Annotated in this window: 14 protein-coding genes; 9 read left to right on the plus strand and 5 right to left on the minus strand. The window is 32.8% G+C overall.

Features of this window, described 5'->3' with window-relative positions; genetic code table 11:
• The first annotated feature begins 224 nt into the window (after nt 1-224).
• The 3 genes from ACWNT5_RS08550 (at nt 225) to ACWNT5_RS08560 (ending at nt 6,337) form a co-directional block, all read left to right on the plus strand.
• The gene (locus ACWNT5_RS08550; protein ID WP_299898781.1) at nt 225-3,659 is read left to right on the plus strand and encodes a methylmalonyl-CoA mutase family protein; all 3,435 of its coding nucleotides are present in this window, start codon (nt 225-227) and stop codon (nt 3,657-3,659) included.
• Nucleotides 3,660-3,818: 159 nt separating this feature from the next.
• On the plus strand, nt 3,819-5,147 hold the full coding sequence (locus ACWNT5_RS08555) for an amidohydrolase family protein (RefSeq protein ID WP_299898784.1): 1,329 nt from the start codon (nt 3,819-3,821) through the stop codon (nt 5,145-5,147).
• Nucleotides 5,147-6,337: a hypothetical protein gene (locus ACWNT5_RS08560; RefSeq protein ID WP_456517102.1), complete on the plus strand. Its 1,191-nt coding sequence runs from the start codon at nt 5,147-5,149 to the stop codon at nt 6,335-6,337. Before ACWNT5_RS08555 ends, ACWNT5_RS08560 begins: the two co-directional genes overlap by 1 nt.
• A 10-nt stretch (nt 6,338-6,347) precedes the next feature.
• Here ACWNT5_RS08560 and ACWNT5_RS08565 read toward each other — a convergent pair whose 3' ends face one another.
• Nucleotides 6,348-6,689 (minus strand): hypothetical protein, encoded by a 342-nt coding sequence (locus tag ACWNT5_RS08565; protein WP_299606507.1) that lies wholly within the window; start codon nt 6,687-6,689, stop codon nt 6,348-6,350.
• A 153-nt stretch (nt 6,690-6,842) separates the two neighbouring features.
• Between ACWNT5_RS08565 and ACWNT5_RS08570 the strand changes: the two genes are divergently transcribed.
• The 5 genes from ACWNT5_RS08570 (at nt 6,843) to ACWNT5_RS08590 (ending at nt 12,662) form a co-directional block, all read left to right on the plus strand.
• Nucleotides 6,843-7,289 carry an Lrp/AsnC family transcriptional regulator gene (locus tag ACWNT5_RS08570; protein WP_425545874.1) on the plus strand — a complete coding sequence of 149 codons (447 nt, stop codon included), beginning with the start codon at nt 6,843-6,845 and terminating at the stop codon, nt 7,287-7,289.
• Between the two features lie 24 nt (nt 7,290-7,313).
• A complete protein-coding gene (locus tag ACWNT5_RS08575; RefSeq protein ID WP_456517103.1) occupies nt 7,314-8,459 on the plus strand; it encodes a hypothetical protein in 1,146 nt (381 codons plus the stop codon).
• Between the two features lie 101 nt (nt 8,460-8,560).
• Complete coding sequence (locus tag ACWNT5_RS08580; RefSeq protein ID WP_456517104.1) at nt 8,561-10,147, plus strand: alanine/glycine:cation symporter family protein; 1,587 nt, start codon at nt 8,561-8,563, stop codon at nt 10,145-10,147.
• Between the two features lie 196 nt (nt 10,148-10,343).
• A complete protein-coding gene (locus ACWNT5_RS08585) occupies nt 10,344-11,162 on the plus strand; it encodes a mechanosensitive ion channel family protein (RefSeq protein ID WP_456517105.1) in 819 nt (272 codons plus the stop codon).
• A gap of 84 nt (nt 11,163-11,246) precedes the next feature.
• Nucleotides 11,247-12,662, plus strand: a complete 1,416-nt coding sequence (locus ACWNT5_RS08590) for a hypothetical protein (RefSeq protein ID WP_456517106.1) — start codon at nt 11,247-11,249, stop codon at nt 12,660-12,662.
• A gap of 725 nt (nt 12,663-13,387) precedes the next feature.
• On the opposite strand, the gene ACWNT5_RS08595 is transcribed toward ACWNT5_RS08590, so the two are convergent.
• Nucleotides 13,388-14,149: a DJ-1/PfpI family protein gene (locus ACWNT5_RS08595; protein ID WP_456517107.1), complete on the minus strand. Its 762-nt coding sequence runs from the start codon at nt 14,147-14,149 to the stop codon at nt 13,388-13,390.
• Nucleotides 14,150-14,226: 77 nt separating this feature from the next.
• Nucleotides 14,227-15,453 carry an MDR family MFS transporter gene (locus ACWNT5_RS08600; protein ID WP_456517108.1) on the minus strand — a complete coding sequence of 409 codons (1,227 nt, stop codon included), beginning with the start codon at nt 15,451-15,453 and terminating at the stop codon, nt 14,227-14,229.
• 127 nt (nt 15,454-15,580) lie between these two features.
• Here ACWNT5_RS08600 and ACWNT5_RS08605 point away from each other — a divergent pair, with 127 nt between their 5' ends.
• The gene (locus tag ACWNT5_RS08605) at nt 15,581-16,195 is read left to right on the plus strand and encodes a DUF1684 domain-containing protein (protein WP_456517109.1); all 615 of its coding nucleotides are present in this window, start codon (nt 15,581-15,583) and stop codon (nt 16,193-16,195) included.
• 62 nt (nt 16,196-16,257) lie between these two features.
• Here ACWNT5_RS08605 and ACWNT5_RS08610 read toward each other — a convergent pair whose 3' ends face one another.
• Entirely contained in the window at nt 16,258-17,355 is a 1,098-nt protein-coding gene (locus ACWNT5_RS08610) for a porin (protein WP_456517110.1), read from the minus strand.
• A 313-nt stretch (nt 17,356-17,668) separates the two neighbouring features.
• Nucleotides 17,669-18,007: a P-II family nitrogen regulator gene (locus ACWNT5_RS08615; protein WP_299606531.1), complete on the minus strand. Its 339-nt coding sequence runs from the start codon at nt 18,005-18,007 to the stop codon at nt 17,669-17,671.
• Nucleotides 18,008-18,034 lie beyond the last annotated feature (27 nt).

The following is an 18,034-nucleotide window of genomic DNA, read 5'->3' on the forward strand; positions in this document are numbered from 1 at the left end:
ATAGTTTGAAATTCTTTAACAATAGTGTTAACATTTTATTAATGAGTTTTACCATCAATTAAAATAAGTTTTTGTCGTAATCCATAAAAATAAATAGATGTAACTTTGAATGAAAATTAATGAAACGACAAATAGGGTTAAATAAATTATATAATTCTAAAAAAATATTCGTTTTCAATGCGTATTTCGTAAATTAGCAGCGCTAAAAATCCTTTTTATTATCAATGGAACAAATTGCACCTTATAAACCAAAGAATAAAGTTAGAATTGTAACTGCAGCATCTCTTTTTGATGGTCATGATGCCGCTATAAATATTATGCGTAGAATTATTCAATCCACAGGAGTTGAAGTAATTCATTTAGGTCATGATAGAAGTGTAGAGGAAGTAGTGAACTGCGCAATACAGGAAGATGCTAATGCAATTGCGATGACTTCCTATCAGGGAGGTCATAATGAATACTTTAAATATATGTATGATTTGCTAAAAGAAAAAGGAGCATCTCATATCAAAATATTTGGAGGAGGAGGAGGAGTGATCCTACCAGAAGAAATTAAGGATTTGATGGAGTACGGTATCACACGTATTTATTCTCCGGATGATGGTCGTGAGTTAGGATTGCAAGGTATGATTAATGATTTGGTACAGCAATCTGATTTTCCTATTGGAGATAGTCTTAATGGAGAAGCAGATCATCTTGTAGATAAAGAGATTGGAGCTATTGCTCGAGTAATTTCTTCTGCAGAAAATTTTCCTGAAATCGCTAAAAAGACTTTAGATCAAATACACGAGAAAAATAAAACATCCAAAACCCCAGTTCTTGGTATTACTGGAACTGGTGGAGCAGGAAAATCTTCTCTGGTGGATGAGCTAGTTCGTCGTTTTTTAATTGATTTCCCGAATAAAACCATTGGACTTATTTCTGTAGATCCTTCAAAAAGAAAAACCGGCGGAGCTTTATTAGGAGATCGAATTCGTATGAACGCAATTAACTCTCCAAGAGTATATATGCGTTCATTAGCCACACGACAATCCAATCTTGCATTATCAAAATATGTAGCAGAAGCTATTGAAGTTTTAAAAGCTGCTGAGTTTGATTTGATCATATTAGAAACCTCAGGGATTGGACAATCTGATACCGAAATTCTAGAGCATAGTGATACTTCTTTATACGTAATGACGCCAGAGTTTGGAGCTGCTACACAGTTAGAAAAAATCGACATGCTTGATTTTGCAGATCTTGTAGCTATTAACAAGTTTGATAAAAGAGGTTCTTTAGATGCATTAAGAGATGTAAAAAAACAATATATGCGTAATCATCAGTTGTGGGATGTTCCACAAGATGATTTACCAGTATACGGAACTATTGCATCTCAGTTCAATGATCCTGGAATGAATACCTTATACAAGGCAATAATGGATAAGGTAGTGGAGAAAACTGGTGCAGATCTACAATCGGATTTTCATATTTCTAAGGAAATGTCTGAAAAGATTTTTGTTATTCCGCCAAGTAGAACACGTTACCTGTCTGAGATTTCAGAAAATAATAGAGCCTATGACAAAACGGTTAGCACTCAGGTAGAAGTAGCGCAAAAGTTATATGGTATTTATAAGACGATTTGTAGCGTTGTAAATCTAGATTTTATAGACCTGTCCAAGAATGGAATTGATGATGAGATATTAAGAAAGGCAAAAAACGAGGATAATGAAGATTTCTTAAAATTATTATTGGCAGAGTTTGATAGAGTAAAACTAAATCTTGATCCTCATAATTGGGAAACTATCATTGGTTGGGCAGCTAAAGTTCAAAAATATAAAGATCCTATTTATACTTTTAAAGTTAGAGATAAGGAAATAAAGATCGAAACACATACAGAATCCCTATCGCATAGTCAGATTCCAAAGGTGGCTTTGCCAAAGTATCAAGCTTGGGGAGATATTCTAAAATGGTGTTTGCAAGAAAACGTTCCAGGAGAATTTCCTTTTGCTTCTGGTTTATATCCATTTAAACGTACTGGAGAAGATCCAACACGTATGTTTGCAGGAGAAGGAGGACCAGAACGAACCAATAGACGTTTTCATTATGTGAGTTTGGGAATGCCAGCAAAACGTTTGTCAACTGCTTTTGACTCTGTAACGCTTTACGGAAACGATCCTGATCATAGACCTGATATTTATGGTAAGATTGGTAATGCCGGAGTTTCTATCTGTTGCTTGGATGATGCTAAGAAACTATATTCTGGTTTTGATCTTACGCATGCGATGACATCTGTAAGTATGACGATTAATGGACCAGCTCCAATGTTGTTAGGATTCTTTATGAATGCCGCAATTGATCAGAATTGTGAAAAATATATCAAAGAAAATAGTCTTGAAGCTGATGTAGAAGCAAAGATTAAGAAAATATACAAGGACAAAGGCGTAGAAAGACCTGCTTACCAAGGTGATCTTCCGGAAGGAAATGATGGATTAGGACTAATGTTATTAGGTGTTACTGGAGATCAGGTGTTACCTGCAGATGTCTATCAAGAAATTAAAGCAACTACCTTAAATACGGTTCGTGGTACCGTACAGGCGGATATTTTGAAAGAAGATCAAGCACAAAATACGTGTATTTTTTCTACAGAATTTGCTTTGCGACTAATGGGAGATGTACAGGAATATTTTATCGACAAACAAGTACGTAACTTCTATTCTGTTTCTATATCTGGATATCACATTGCAGAAGCAGGAGCCAATCCAATTACACAATTAGCTTTAACATTAGCGAATGGATTTACGTATGTGGAATACTATCTAAGTAGAGGAATGGATATCAATAAATTTGGACCAAATTTATCTTTCTTTTTCTCTAATGGAATTGATCCAGAGTATGCGGTTATTGGTAGAGTAGCACGTAAGATTTGGGCAAAAGCACTGAAGTATAAATATGGAGCTAATTCTAGAGCACAGATGCTTAAATATCATATCCAAACTTCTGGACGCTCATTGCATGCTCAGGAAATTGATTTTAATGATATTCGTACTACATTACAGGCGTTATACGCTATTTATGATAATTGTAATTCGTTGCATACCAATGCGTATGATGAGGCTATCACAACGCCTACAGAAGAATCTGTACGAAGAGCCATGGCTATACAGCTTATCATCAATAAAGAATTAGGGCTAGCTAAGAATGAAAATCCGATTCAAGGATCTTTTATTATCGAAGAACTAACAGATTTGGTAGAAGAAGCTGTGCTTACAGAATTCGATAGAATTACCGAAAGAGGTGGTGTTTTAGGAGCCATGGAAACTATGTATCAGCGCAGTAAGATACAAGAAGAAAGCTTGTATTATGAAACCTTAAAACATACAGGAGAATTCCCAATTATCGGTGTGAATACCTTTTTAAGTTCTAAAGGTTCTCCAACGGTAACTCCTGGAGAAGTAATCAGAGCTACAGAAGAGGAAAAACAGTATCAAATTACAATGCTTAATGAATTACATAAAGGGAATACAGATGATACTGCAGAATTATTGAGAGATTTACAACATAAAGCCGTGAATAATCAAAATATATTTGAAGCTCTTATGGAGGTTTGTAAGAAATGTTCTTTAGGTCAAATTACTTCTGCCTTATTCGAAGTGGGAGGACAGTATCGAAGAAATATGTAAGCAGACTCTTGCTTTTGCTTTCGCAAAAGCTTAGAGGTCGCTTACCCCAAACTTGTTTTGGGATCTATACATATTAAGTGAAAATAAGTTAAAATCCCGTTTTATAACGGGATTTTTCTTTTCTTATAGTTTTTTATCTTTAGAGAAACACAACTCATCATGAAAAAATTACTTCTGATATTTTTTATTTGTAGTAGCACTTTTGGGCAACAAAAATCGTTAAAAGCACTAGTTGGCGGAACATTAATAGATGGTTTTGGAGCCACTCCAATTAAAAATAGTGTCATTCTTATCGAAGGAGATAAGATTAAAGAAATAGGTACGATAGCAACTTTAAAAGTGCCAAAAGGAGCAGAAGTCATTTCTACTGAAGGAATGTCTGTTTTACCCGGATTGTGGGATATGCATGTACATACAATGATTAATGGTCATGCGGATTATACCTATTGGGACAAAACGTATCCACCATTATTAGAAGATGTAATTATGCCAGCATCTGCTGAGCAATTATTAATGGCAGGCGTAACAAGCGCCAGAGATTTGGGAGGCCCACTAAAAGAAAGTTTATCCGTTAGGGATCGCATAAATAAAGGAGAGATTCCAGGAGCAACACTTTATGTCTCTGGACCATTTATACAAAAAAAGCCGTATCCAGGAACGGAAGCATTTCGATGGGGAATTAATGGAGTTGAGGATGCCAAAAAGAAAATTAAAAAACTAGCAGATGCTGGTGTGGATTGTATTAAGTTAATTGATCAGGATCAAATGACAAGCGCAGAAGTAAAAGCAGTCATAGATACAGCTCATAAGTATAAATTGAAAGTAGTAGCGCATGGACATCGTCCTGATGAAATAAAAACCGGACTTAAAATGGGTGCAGATTGTTTCGAACATACAGGTTTGTCATCAGCGCCTAGATATCCGGATGATGTTATGAATGCTATAAGAGAGCGTACAGCACAAATGAATTTGGGACCGCTCTTTTGGTGTCCTACAGTAGAAGGATTATACAATTATGAATATGTACGAGATTACGGAGAACACTTAGATAATGATTCATGGCACAGAGGGTTACACGATACTATAATTGCAGATATAAAAAGTAGCTTTAAGCATAAAGATCGCCTACCTTATTTTCAATTAACACCATTAAGAAAGCCTACCCTAGAAACCAAAATTAAACAATTAATGGATGCGGGTGTGGTATTAATGATTGGAACTGATAGTGGAATTCCTATGAAATTTCATAGTCAATCTACTTGGAATGAATTAGATGTGTGGGTAAATGAATTTGGAATTGATCCCATGTATGCTATTAAAGCAGCTACCTATTGGCCATCTGTTTGGATGGGAGTTTCGGACAAGGTAGGAACTATTACCGAAGGGAAATATGCTGATATTATTGCTGTAAAAGGAGATGTGTTAAGACATGTAAGTTTGCTTCAGGATGTAGATGTGATTATAAAACATGGAAAAAGATATAAGTAATGTTTAGATGGATCATATTAATGCCGTTGCTATTGGTAAACGCAAATTGCTTTGCACAAAACTATGAAACCGGAAAAGTTATAGATTCTGTTTTGGTTTCAGGAAAAACACCAGAAACGTTTACGCTGTATTTGCCGAATTCATTTGATGCAACCAAAGAATCTCCGATTGTTTTTATTTTTGATCCAGGAGCAGAAGGAAAAAGAGGTATTCAACCTTTTATTGAAGCTGCAGAAAACTATGGATATATCTTGGTTTGTTCTAATCATACCAGAAACGGCCCGTATGATAGAAATTTTGATATTACCAATCGTTTGTTTGATTTCGTGTTTGCCAATTTTAAGATCAAACAAAATGAAATATACTTATCAGGATTTTCCGGAGGTTCTCGTTTGGCTTCTGCCATTGCTGTATTAACCAATCAAATAGCTGGTGTAGTGGGATGTGGTGCAGGGTTTTCATTAGAGTCTTCACATTTACCTAGTACTCAAAATTTTTCGTATGCTGGTGTTTGTGGAGATCGAGATATGAACTATCAGGAAATGATACGAGCAAAAGGATATTTATTGCAGTTAAATTTCTCTAACACATTAATTACCTACGATGGGAATCATAGTTGGACACCTTCAAATCAAATTCTAAGGGCTTTTGATTGGTTAGAAATTCAGGCGCATCTAAAAGGAATAAAGAAAAAAGAAGCTCCTGAAATTTATAAAAGCTATCAAAAGATATACAGAGAGGCTCAGGAATTCGAAAAAAAAGGAGATTTATTATATGCTATTGAAAATTATGAACGAGCGCTGATTACCTTTAACTCATTTTATAATTTAGATAGCGTTTCGAATAAACTAAAGGCAATTCATAAAAGTAAAGTGTATAAAAATAAACTTAAATCAGTATCCAAAGCATTTGATAAGGAAACTACCTTAACGAAAAAGTTTACGACACGTCTTTTTGAGGATTATAAAAATCCAAATAACATAGAATTCTCTTGGTGGGAAAAAGAATTAGGGAAACTAAAAAAGTTAGACGAGGATGATGATCCAGAAATGAAAAAAATGTTAGAGAGATTGAGATTTCAGATTTTTGCAGTTGCGTATTCTATGAATAATCCAAATTTATACCAATCTAATACGAAGCAAAAGGAGTTAGCGGATAAAATCAGAGGATTGATTTATCCAAAAAAGTGAGGATTAGAAATTATAAAGTCATCATCCAATGATGCTGTAACTTTTTGAATTTCTTTACTTCTTTTCTTAAAAGTCGAACAAAGTCTTTTCCATTACTATGAGAACGTTCCAGTCGTTCACAGTTTTTGTATAGTTTGTTCGTTAGGTTTTCTAAAAGGTTAGCATGTTTTAGACGATCATCCTGAAAAACTTGATTTTCAACATCTATAATTCTAGGAACCAAAGAATCAGAATCTTTTACGATATCACCAGTAAAGTAAATAAATGGATTTTCATTACCGTTTTTTTCTAAGGGAGCTAAATCATAAGCCAAATATTTAGAAACACTTTTAGATAGTATAAGTATTTCCAAAGCTTTTTGGTATAGAACTATATTTTTGGGGCGTCTCTCCATTCTACTATCAAAATTAAGTGTATTTACAAGGATATTGCTTTTTAGTTTAAAGCATAATGGTTATTTTGCTTTAAAAATTAAAGTTTTTCTTTTAGAAAAGTTAAAATCATAATGGACGATACAAATTGGAAAATTCTACAGCTATTACAAGAGAATGCTAGATTGTCAAATGCAGAGATCGGAAGAAATGTAGGACTAAGCTCTCCTGCAGTTGCAGAGCGAATAAAAAAAATGGAAGACTTAGGAATTATAGAAGGATATACTACCAAAGTTTCCTATGCTAAAACTGGTTATCAATTAAAAGCAATTATAACAATCAGAGCCTTTATGGGACGCCTTAAACCTTTTTTGTCAAAGATATCAGAATTCAAAGAAGTCCTTAATTGTTATAGAATAACTGGTAATGAAAATATCATTATGGAAGTAGTGTTGGAAGATCAGGTTCATCTTCAAGGGTTTATTGATAGATTGATTACATATGGTGAAGCCAAAACACATATTATTCTATCAAATGTGGTTGAAAACAATCCTATTCTGAACAGAAAGGACGATAAATAGATTAAATCTTATCTTTAAGACGTTATGTATGTCACTTTAGAATATTATGTTACAGCCATTGTATGTTTGATTACAGCTTTTGTAATTCAAAGGATTTATCAAAAAGAAAAGTTCAAAAATCAATCTTCTATTTCCATCATTGGTATTAAATGGTTCGGTTTGGCAATATTCCTTTGGGGTTTTGGAGCCCTGATTAATATATCATTAATAGAAGTATCTCATATAAGTCCAACACATAAACTTGTCATTTATGTAGGAGTTCTAATTTCTTTGGCAAATTCATTAAGTATTCTACTTTCATTACCATCCATAGAGCATCACAAGAAACGCAATATAGTGGTTCGATTAGTTCAGCGTTTTTCCGAAAAAGAATTTGTCACTTTGTTTAGTGGAATATTAATAATGATTGCCTTTGTATTTATAGTAACCTCTTACAGTAATACAGAGATTAGTAATAATTTTATTTGGCTTATTGATATTCCTATTTCTTTAATTGTTGCTTTTGCATTGTTAAATGAGCTTAATAAAGCTTTCGCAAATCGTAATATGAAGTTTATGGTAGTACCGTGCTTTTTACTTTTTGTTTTGATCGTTATAGCGGTTACGCAAAGAATCATTCCTCAGGATAAAGCATTAGAACTTCTAGACCAGAAATTTTGGAGTTTGCTAGGAGTTATAACAGGATTGTCATTTAAGTTTCTATTTATATTGTTATTTTCTATTTTGTTATACAGTTGGAAGTTTCTTTCCGAAAAAGAATTAAAGCAAAATGAAGTAGAGTTACTTAATAAAGAAAAAGAGATTTTACTAAAAGAACAGCAGAAGTTGGTATTGGCTAATGAAAGTCATTTAGATACTATTGCAAGATTACAAGAACGTATAAAGGAGAGTGAACTTAAAATAAATTCTTTAAAGGAATCAACAAAAATTACGTTGTCCGATCGACAAAAAGAGGTTTTAGGAAACTTGGGTGTATGTGGCGAAAGTAAATCTTATACCGAAATTGCCGAAGCTATGAATATTAGTTTGGATGGTTTTCAAACCCATATTTATCAGATTAAAAAAGTGCTTAAAATTAGTGGGGCAGATGGGAAAGAACAACTTATTGCTTTTGCCAAAGCAAACCAACTTTTACGATATGCCAGTATAGATAATGATACTAGTGATTAAGTATGTGCTTAAGTACTTATAATAGCTAATTTGATCAATGCGTAATCTTTTCTCATAGATAGTTTTATTCAATCTTCGTCCGAAATCAAAAAATCGGTCAGATGAAAAAAATTATAATGGGATGTCTTTGTTTTCTAGGATACGTAAAGGGAGCAGCGCAAGAAATACAGTCTTTTGATCAAAAGATTAATTCAGGATTTAAAAATATGACAGATTGGTTTGTGGATGCAATTTTTGCTGAAATTCCAATCACATCACAGGTAGGTATTCCTTGGGTTTTAGTTGTGCTTTTACTGGGTGCCTCATATTTTACCATTTACTTTAAGGGAATCAACTTTAGAAGTTTTTGGACTTCTATTCAAATCATAAGAGGAAAATATGATGCACTTGAAGATTCAGAAACATTACAAGTCTCGGAATCTGTTCAAACCACAAATGGAGATCAACCAGATACAGCAAGGGTAGAAGGAGAAATTGGAGAGGTAAGTCATTTTCAGGCATTAACAGCTGCTTTATCAGCTACCGTAGGATTAGGTAATATTGCAGGTGTAGCTATTGCATTATCAATCGGTGGAGCAGGAGCTACTTTTTGGATGATATTAGTAGGTTTTTTAGGAATGGCATCCAAGTTTGTAGAATGTACGTTGGGAGTTGCCTATAGAGAAGTAACAGAAGACGGAACAGTTTATGGAGGTCCAATGTATTATCTAAGTAAAGGTCTTAGAGAAAAAGGATTTTCTAAATTAGGAAAGGTTTTAGCAGCAATTTTTGCAATTATGTGCGTTGGTGGTTCTTTTGGTGGAGGAAATATGTTTCAAGCCAACCAAGCTTTTAAGTTGTTCGAACATGTAACTGGAGGAGAAAACAGTTTATTTTATGGAAAAGGATGGCTTTTCGGTTTAATCATGGCAATTTTAGTAGCCATTGTAATTATAGGAGGAATTAAGAAAATTGCGAGAGTAACAGACAAGATTGTACCTGCAATGGTTGTAGTCTATGTACTCGCCGTTATTACAATAATAGTAATCAATTATCAGATAGTTCCAGAAGCTTTCATATCTATTATTGATGGTGCTTTTAGTGCAAAAGGAATAGCTGGTGGAATGGTTGGAGTTATGATACAAGGATTTAGACGAGCTGCTTTTTCTAATGAAGCAGGTATTGGATCCGCATCCATTGCTCATGCAGCGGTGAAAACAAAATATGCAGCAAGCGAAGGATTGGTGGCCTTACTAGAACCATTTATCGATACAGTTGTGATTTGTACAATGACCGCATTGGTTTTAATTATAACTGGTCAAATTAATGTTGGAGCCGAAATATCTGATGAGCAAGGTGTTCTACTAACTGCAAATGCGTTGGAAAGTGGTATTTCATGGTTTCCTTATTTGCTAAGTTTTGCAGTCATACTCTTCGCTTTTTCATCAATGATTTCTTGGTCATATTATGGTTATCAAGCTTGGTCCTATTTATTTGGAAGAAAAAAATATGTGGCTTATATCTACAAAACTATATTTTGTATTTGTGTAATTATTGGTTCTGCGGCTAGTCTAACCGCTGTAACCGATTTTTCGGATGCCATGATTTTTTCGATGTTAGTACCTAATATAATAGGATTATTTATGCTAACTCCAAAAGTAGCAACTGAATTAAAGAAGTATAAAAATGCAATTGCTAATAGTAATTAATTAGGTCAATATTTTCTAAATTTTGGCACAAGGTTTGATGTATTATAAGTGTGTAAAATTTATCAAAATCTTGTGTGAGGACATTGGTTCTTAGAACCAAAGAGAGTACGGGAAAAGGATAGGAAAAACGCTCGAGCAAAACTCTGAGCGTTTTTTTATTTAATTTTTCTATTTTAGATATTTCAAAAACCTAACTATGGAAAAACTACAGGAATATTTTGAAATAGCAATTGATAAAGTTGTTTTTTTTGCTCCCAAAATTATTGCGGCTGCTTTAGTGTTTTGGATCGGTTTTAAACTTATTAAAAAACTACTTAAGTTATTAGACAAAACACTGGAGAAGACAGGAATTTCGGATACTATGCGTCCTTTTTTGTTGTCTATTATCTCGGTAATCTTAAAAATAGCTGTTGTTTTTGCTATTGTCACCATTTTAGGAGTAGATCTGTCAGGATTATTAGCGATTCTGGCTGCAGTTGGATTTGCAATCGGAATGTCTTTACAGGGTAGTTTAGGAAATTTTGCTTCCGGAATATTAATTATGTTCTTAAAACCTTATGAGGCGGGAGATTGGATACAGGTAGGAGACTCATTTGGAAAAGTGCAAGAAATAGGTATTTTTAGCACTATTGTAGTAACACCAGGAGATAAAGTTTTAATTATTCCAAATGCTAAAATAACAGACGATGTAGTTGCTAACTATTCTAAAAGGGGAGTTGTACGATTAGAGATTACTGTGACCATGCCTTATAACGAAGATTTTTCTAAGGTAAAAAGAGTAATAGAAAATGCACTTGATCCGATTGATAAAATTTTGGATACCCCTAAAACCGAAATAGGAATAGAAAACTTTGATTCTCATAATATTCTAATTGCTGTACGGCCTTATGTAAAGCCCGATGATTTCTGGGAGGTAACCTTTATTACGCATCAAGAAATTAAGAAGGCTTTTAGTGAACATGATATCCAAGTTGCTTACTCAGAAGGAGTGGAGTTAGGAAAGATTGGAGCATAAAGTGTTATTCTTTTGATAAAGAAAAATATACATCAGGGAATGGCATTTTTTTTGTGGCCAATGTAATAGCATAAATTTTCTAACATGAAATGTATTTCTACCAAAATTTGGTCACTTTTTATATTTATTTGTATTGTAACATCTGCGTCCAGTCAGAATACCTTAAGACTTAAAAAGGGTGCGGTCACCGACTCATTATTAGTGCCTGAAACAGAAGGAGTATATAGTATATATGTACCAAAATCTTTTGATCTTAAAAAATCATGGCCTATCCTATTTGGTTTTGATAGTACCGAAAATATGAGTAATCTAACGCATTTGTTTAAAAATGCAGCGGAAGAATTTGGATATGTAGTAGTAGTATCCAACTATGGTAACAAAGAAAGTGTAAGAGATAAATCGACTTATATGCCCTTACTTATAGAACATATTATTTCACTTTTTCCGATTAAAAATAAAAGAATGTATGTTTTTGGAGTAGGAAAAGATGCTCCTCTTAATACTTCGATACCTTTGTTTTATAAGCAGTTTAATGGTGTATTGGCTATTAATGACAGTTATGACTATGATCAAAAATTGCATAGGAATAAAAATTTCTCATATTTCGGAATAGTTAGTGATGAAAATTTTAGGTATCAGGATTTCTTGTATGCTGATCAGTATCTAAAGAGACGTGGACTTACTACTGTCTTATATGAGTACAGAGGAGATAGTAATTTACCTTCCGAAAATATAATTAATAAAGTTTTTCCCTTTTTTACATTAGACGCTATGGCCAAAGGAAATATTCCTAATGATTCATTGTGGATATCTTCTAATTATAAAAAAGATAAAGAGAACGTGCAGCTACTTAAGAAGAAAGGTAAATATTTGGATGCATATGATGAGTTAATCAAAATGAGAAAGTTATATAGCTCATTTTTGGATGTGGACGAATTGAAAAGAGAACAAAAAGAGCTTAAAAAAATAAGAGCATTTAAGAATGAAAGAAGGAAAAGAAATGAATATCGAAATAGAGAATTGCTTTTAAAACAGTCGTTCATAATATCTTTAAATGAAGATGCTGCCTCAAACCAATATGATAACCTTGGTTGGTGGCAATACAAAATGGAGGAATTAGAAAAACTTTCTAGTAATAATGAACCGTATGCCAAGGCAATGAAAGAACGAATACTAAATTTTTTGATTCATGTAATAGCTAATTACAAAAATGAATTGTCAGACACTAAAAAGGAGATTGATAAAAAAATATTCCTAAATATATTAAGTACTATAATTAATAGAAAGGATTTTAAGTCTTACAAAAATATAATTTCTCTGAGCGCTAGAGATGAGGATAATCAAACTGCATTATTCTATTTAGAAAAAATGCTGGAACAGGGATATAAAGAAATGGACAGTTTATACGCTATAGAAGGAACTTTGGCTCTTAGAATTTCTAAAGAGTACAATATGATTGTTAAAAAGTACTTAGGTTCCTCCAAATTCTATTCGTATTAGTGCTTAAAATATTGTAAAAAGTGCATTTCGTCGTGCTTAATAAACATTTAATCGTATTTTTGTTAATAACTTTTTAGATAATTACGGTTTTGAAGTAGAAAAACATTTATCTTTATAATACGTAAAATATTAAAGATGTGTATGATACAAATTAACATATCAAGAAATATGACGATATGGATTTGAAATATTAATTTGGAATACACATTGGGATGAATTAAGTGTGAGGACATTAGTCTAAAGACCCCAAATCTAAAAACTAAAGAGAGTACATAATTTGACCCATAAGAGAAAGCGATCTATTTTAGATCGCTTTTGTTTTATAACTATTCTGTCTTAAGCAAAAAAAGGAAGTAAAAGAAGAAATATCCCTGTTTTAAATAAATGGGGAGATATTAAAAATCTTTAAAATCATGTATTTTTGTGTATTTCATCGAATATTTATGTTTTTTATCGTTGAAAATTTTGTATTAACAATTTTTTTACAATATATTTACATAAGCTTAAAAACATAACGGTGTATGGCCAGAATTAACATTTTTAAGCTGTATGACGATACAGGTTTGAAATATTAGTTTGGAATACATCAGGGTATATTAAGTGTGAGGACATTAGTCTGAAAGACCCCAAATCTTGAAGCTAAAGAGAGTACGTAATTAGCCCTAAAATTGATGAAAGCGTTTCCCTAGGGAAGCGCTTTTATATTTTCTATTACACTTTTTAGCTTACTTAGAAATAACTAAATGAGGGATTTTTTCTAAATCCCAATCGATTACCAATCCTTTGGCTAATGATTTTGCTATTTCCGCACTGTATAAATGTTCGGACAAATACAAGGCAGCTTCAAAACTTTTGGCACCACCAGCAGAAGTTATATATTTTCCATCATGTACAAATAGAATATCTTTTCTGATATCCAGATCAGGAAACATATTTTTCATTTTATCAATATCACTTGGGAAGGTAGTTGAAACTTTATCTTTTAATAATCCAGCTTTGGCTAGTACAAAAGCACCGTCACAGTGGGACGTCATGTATATGGCTGTTTTATCTATTTTTTTTACAAAGTTGATCATAGTAGTATCCTGTAGATCTGTATCGAGATGATGTTCTGCACTGGGAATTACTAATATATCAATCCTCGGAATAGAATCTCGCATATAATTGTAATCTGGAATAATTTTTACACCTTCAAAAGTGGTTATAGGTTTATCGGTATTAGCAACCGTAAACACATTCATTTGTTTGATGTTTTCTCGATACTGCGTATGCTGGAAAATATCAAAAGGAGCAGTAAATTCCGTGTTGTAGGTGCCATCCATAATTAAAAAACCTACATTATATCTGTTAGCTACTAATTTTGGAAATGTTTTTTGTTTTAGTGCAGTTTCCTTGGGTTCTTTCATATCCAATGTAGATTGTTCGGGTCTGTCCGTTTTACAACTGAATAATATGATAATTAACAAGATATGAATTAAGTACTTCATAGGAATAAATTATATTTTATGTATTCTTTAATGATATTGTGGTTTAAAAATATTGAATCTACTGGTTTTATTGGTAATTAAGTTTTTTCATGCAGTGCTGTTTTTTCTTTTCCAATTTTATATTTCACAATAAACAATAAAAACGTTCCTAAAGCGGCAATACTACCCATAAATAACCATGCATTATTATAACCAAAATTATTAATGAATTGCATTCCTGTATTATGTCCCAATATATGTGCTAAAGAAAATGACATGCTATAGAAGCCCATATAATCTCCTTGTTTCCCTTTTTTAGAACGGTCAAGAGCAAAAGCGTTACCAAAAGGAAATGAAATCATCTCACCGACAGTAGCTATGATCATACCAATAATAACAATCCCAGCCCAAGGAGTGATCACTAATAACAGGAAACTTATACCTGTTAGAATAAATCCATGAATTACATTTTTTATTTTGGATAATGAGGTAGATTCTAAATAAGCTATTAAGGGCATTTCGAAAATGAAAATTAGAATTCCATTCATGGCAAGTATCAGACCTATACTTTTTTCTGATAAAAAATGAACTTCTTTATAGTATAAAGGTATGGTAGAAAAATATTGAACAAAAATAAACCCAAACAATGTTAGTGCTATTAGAAATAGCATATAAATTCCATCACTTGCTGCGGGAGTAGGGTTGTCTACAACAATTTCTTTATCAATTACTTTGGCTTTTTTAGGATGTAAAGTTTTGATCATAATAAGTCCTGCGATGATACAGGTAATTCCATCTACCCAAAACAGTCCTGAATATCCTAAGGTAACTATTAAAAACCCTCCAAGAGCTGGAGCCATAGAAAATCCAAGGTTTATCGCAAGTCTTATAAATGTTAATGATCGAGTTTTGTTTTCTGGTTTACTATATGCACTAAGCGCTACGAAAAATGCAGGTCTCGCGGCATCTGCAACCGTAATTAAAATAAAAAAACTAATACAAATACTCAAAAAGCTTGAGAAATACTGCACAACAAAGAAAGAAATCCCAGTTAGCAGCAGAGATCCTAAAATTACTTTGTAATAACCAATTCGATCACTTAATTTTCCTCCAATCCAGGCACCTAATAGAGAACCTAAACCATAACAACTCATAACCCATCCAATCTCTTGTAGTGTAAAACATAAATCATCAGAAAGGTATAAAGACAAAAATGGGATGACCATAGCTCCCATTCTATTGATCAGTGTTATCAAGGCTAACCACCAGACTTCTTTGGATAATCCAGAGAAGGTATCTATATAATTTAGGAACAGTTTTTTCAAAATATGGTTAGTTGGTTTGTTTAGAACCCGTAAAAGTAGCTTTTTGTCGAAAAACTGGATACAATTTTAGAGAATATTAACTTGTTTATTGTGAATGCTTTGTACTTTTGCAAAAAATAAGGGGACAGTGTACAGATTATCTTTTTTACTAATGCTATGCTTTAGCCATTTAGTGGCTCAAGATTCTACAGCAATAAAAAAAATACTAGCTTTTCAAGAGGGGTTAAATAAGAAGTTCGCTTCAGAAGAAAAATCGCCATTAACACCAAAGGATTTTAAAACATTTAAGGCATTAGAGTTCTTCAAAATTGATACAAACTACAGCATAAAAGCAAAGTTTGTAAGGACACCCTATGAAACTCCTTTTATTATGAAGACTACAACGAATAGAGAACCAATTTATGTGAAATATGGTGAAGCTCAATTTGTTTTAGAAGACAAAAAGCAAAAGCTTAATATTTATCAAAATCAAGGATTAAAAACACAACCTGAGTACGAAAATTATCTTTTTTTACCTTTTACAGATTTAACGAATGGTGATAGTTCATATGATGGAGGACGTTTTATAGATCTTACTATTCCAGAAGGTGATACAATTATAATCGATTTTAACACTGCATATAATCCTTATTGCGCTTACAGCGCTAGATATTCTTGCCCTATTCCTCCAGAAGAAAATCATTTAGATTTAGAAATTCCAGTTGGAGTCAAAAAGTATAGTACCGTCGAAGAAAATAAATAAAAAAGCACTCTGATATCAGAGTGCTTTTTGCATAAACAAACAATATATTAAACTATAATATATTAAAACTTATAGATGGCTCCAAGAACAAAAGAAGAAAGACTCTTAGTTGCGTCTCCATCATTGTCACTGAAGAAATCTTCAGATGTAGAATCTAATCTTAATTCAGGCTTAAGAGTTAGGTCTCCAATATCATAACTTCCTGTAAGCGTAGCAGCAATAACGCTACCATCACCTTCTCCATCTAAACCTACTACATCAACTAAACCACCGTTAAATACTGAAAAATATTCACCTCTTAATCCAATGCTGAAATTATCAGTAGCTTTTACTTGTGGATATAGAGCAACTCCGTAGAATCCTGATGCATCAGCATCTCCTTGATCTTCCGTAGTTAAATAAGTGGTATTAACTCCTAAATAAAATTTCTCAGAAAGATCCCATCCTGTTGTTAGATCAACTTGAAAAGTAGGACCTACTAATCCTGGTTCGCCTTCGTTTCCATATCTAAAGTTAAGATATGCACTTCCGTTATCTGCGGCATAACCTACTTGTGCACCAAAAATGTATGTGTCAAAAGGATTATTTTCTGTATAATCTGTTGGGTTCATAATGGCTACCATCGCAGACCATTTGTCGCTTAGCGCAAAATCAGCTTTTAATCCAGTATGAGAGAATGGACCATAAGAGAACATGTAGGAAGTAGAGTAGTTGAAATTTCCAGTTGGAGAAATTACCTCATACCCAAGAAAAGTATTAAAGTTACCAAAAGTAAGTTTGAACTTTTCAGTTACATTCCAGTAAGCATATAATTGATTTACAATTTGCGAAGAACCGTCAGAAAGGAATACAGCATCCTCTCCTCTAGGACCAAAAACAAGATCTGCTACAAATCCTACTTTCTCACCTTCATAACCCACGATTAAATTAGCCATACCTAAAGCAAATCCAGATTGATTAGCAAAAGAAGTAGCAGGTGCGGTAGAATTGTCGTTTTGTGCCCCAAAATTATATCTGAAATATCCATCTACAGATCCATTAACAGAAAAATTATCGAACCATTTTTTTTCTTCTTCCTGTGCGATTGCAGAAAAACTAATAAGCGCTAGAGAAAAAAGACATACTTTTTTAAAAAGTGTTGTTACGGTTTTTGTTTTCATAATAAACATTAATTGGTATTAATTTGTTTTTAATTGGAGCTGTAAAACTATGTTAAAACAAATTTATCCCAATAAAAAAAGGGGTATCCATCCCTATTTTTACGTTTTTACTATTTTATGCCCCTAAAAAATTAGACATTATCGTTTGTAGGTCGATTTTTTAAGAATTTGAAAGTGTAGTTTTTTGTAAAGATGTTAAATAAGTAAATAATCTTCACTAATTGTTAAATTAAGTTATATAAAGGTTAATGAGGATATAATAAAAAAAGCTTATCAAGTACTGATAAGCTCTTTTATATTAGCAAGGATTTTCTTAATTCAAAGCTTGATTACCATGCTCGCCAGTTCGAATTCTGTAGGTATTTTGTATTTCAGAAATGAATACCTTTCCATCTCCGATTTCTCCGGTTTTCGCGGCATCAATTATTGTTTGTATTGTCTTTTCTGCAAATTCATCTGAGACAACTACCGATAGATATCTTCTTTGGATATCAGAAGTACTATAGCTAATACCTCTATATAAATGCCCTTTTTTTTCATTACCAACACCCGTAACATCCCAATAAGTAAAAAAGTTTACCTCTATATCATGCAAGGCATCTCTTACTTCTTTAAATCTTGATTTACGAATGATTGCTTCTATTTTTTTCATTGGTTATAATGGTGTTGGTTATTATTT

The sequence above is a fragment of the Aquimarina sp. 433 genome (genome assembly GCF_054054605.1).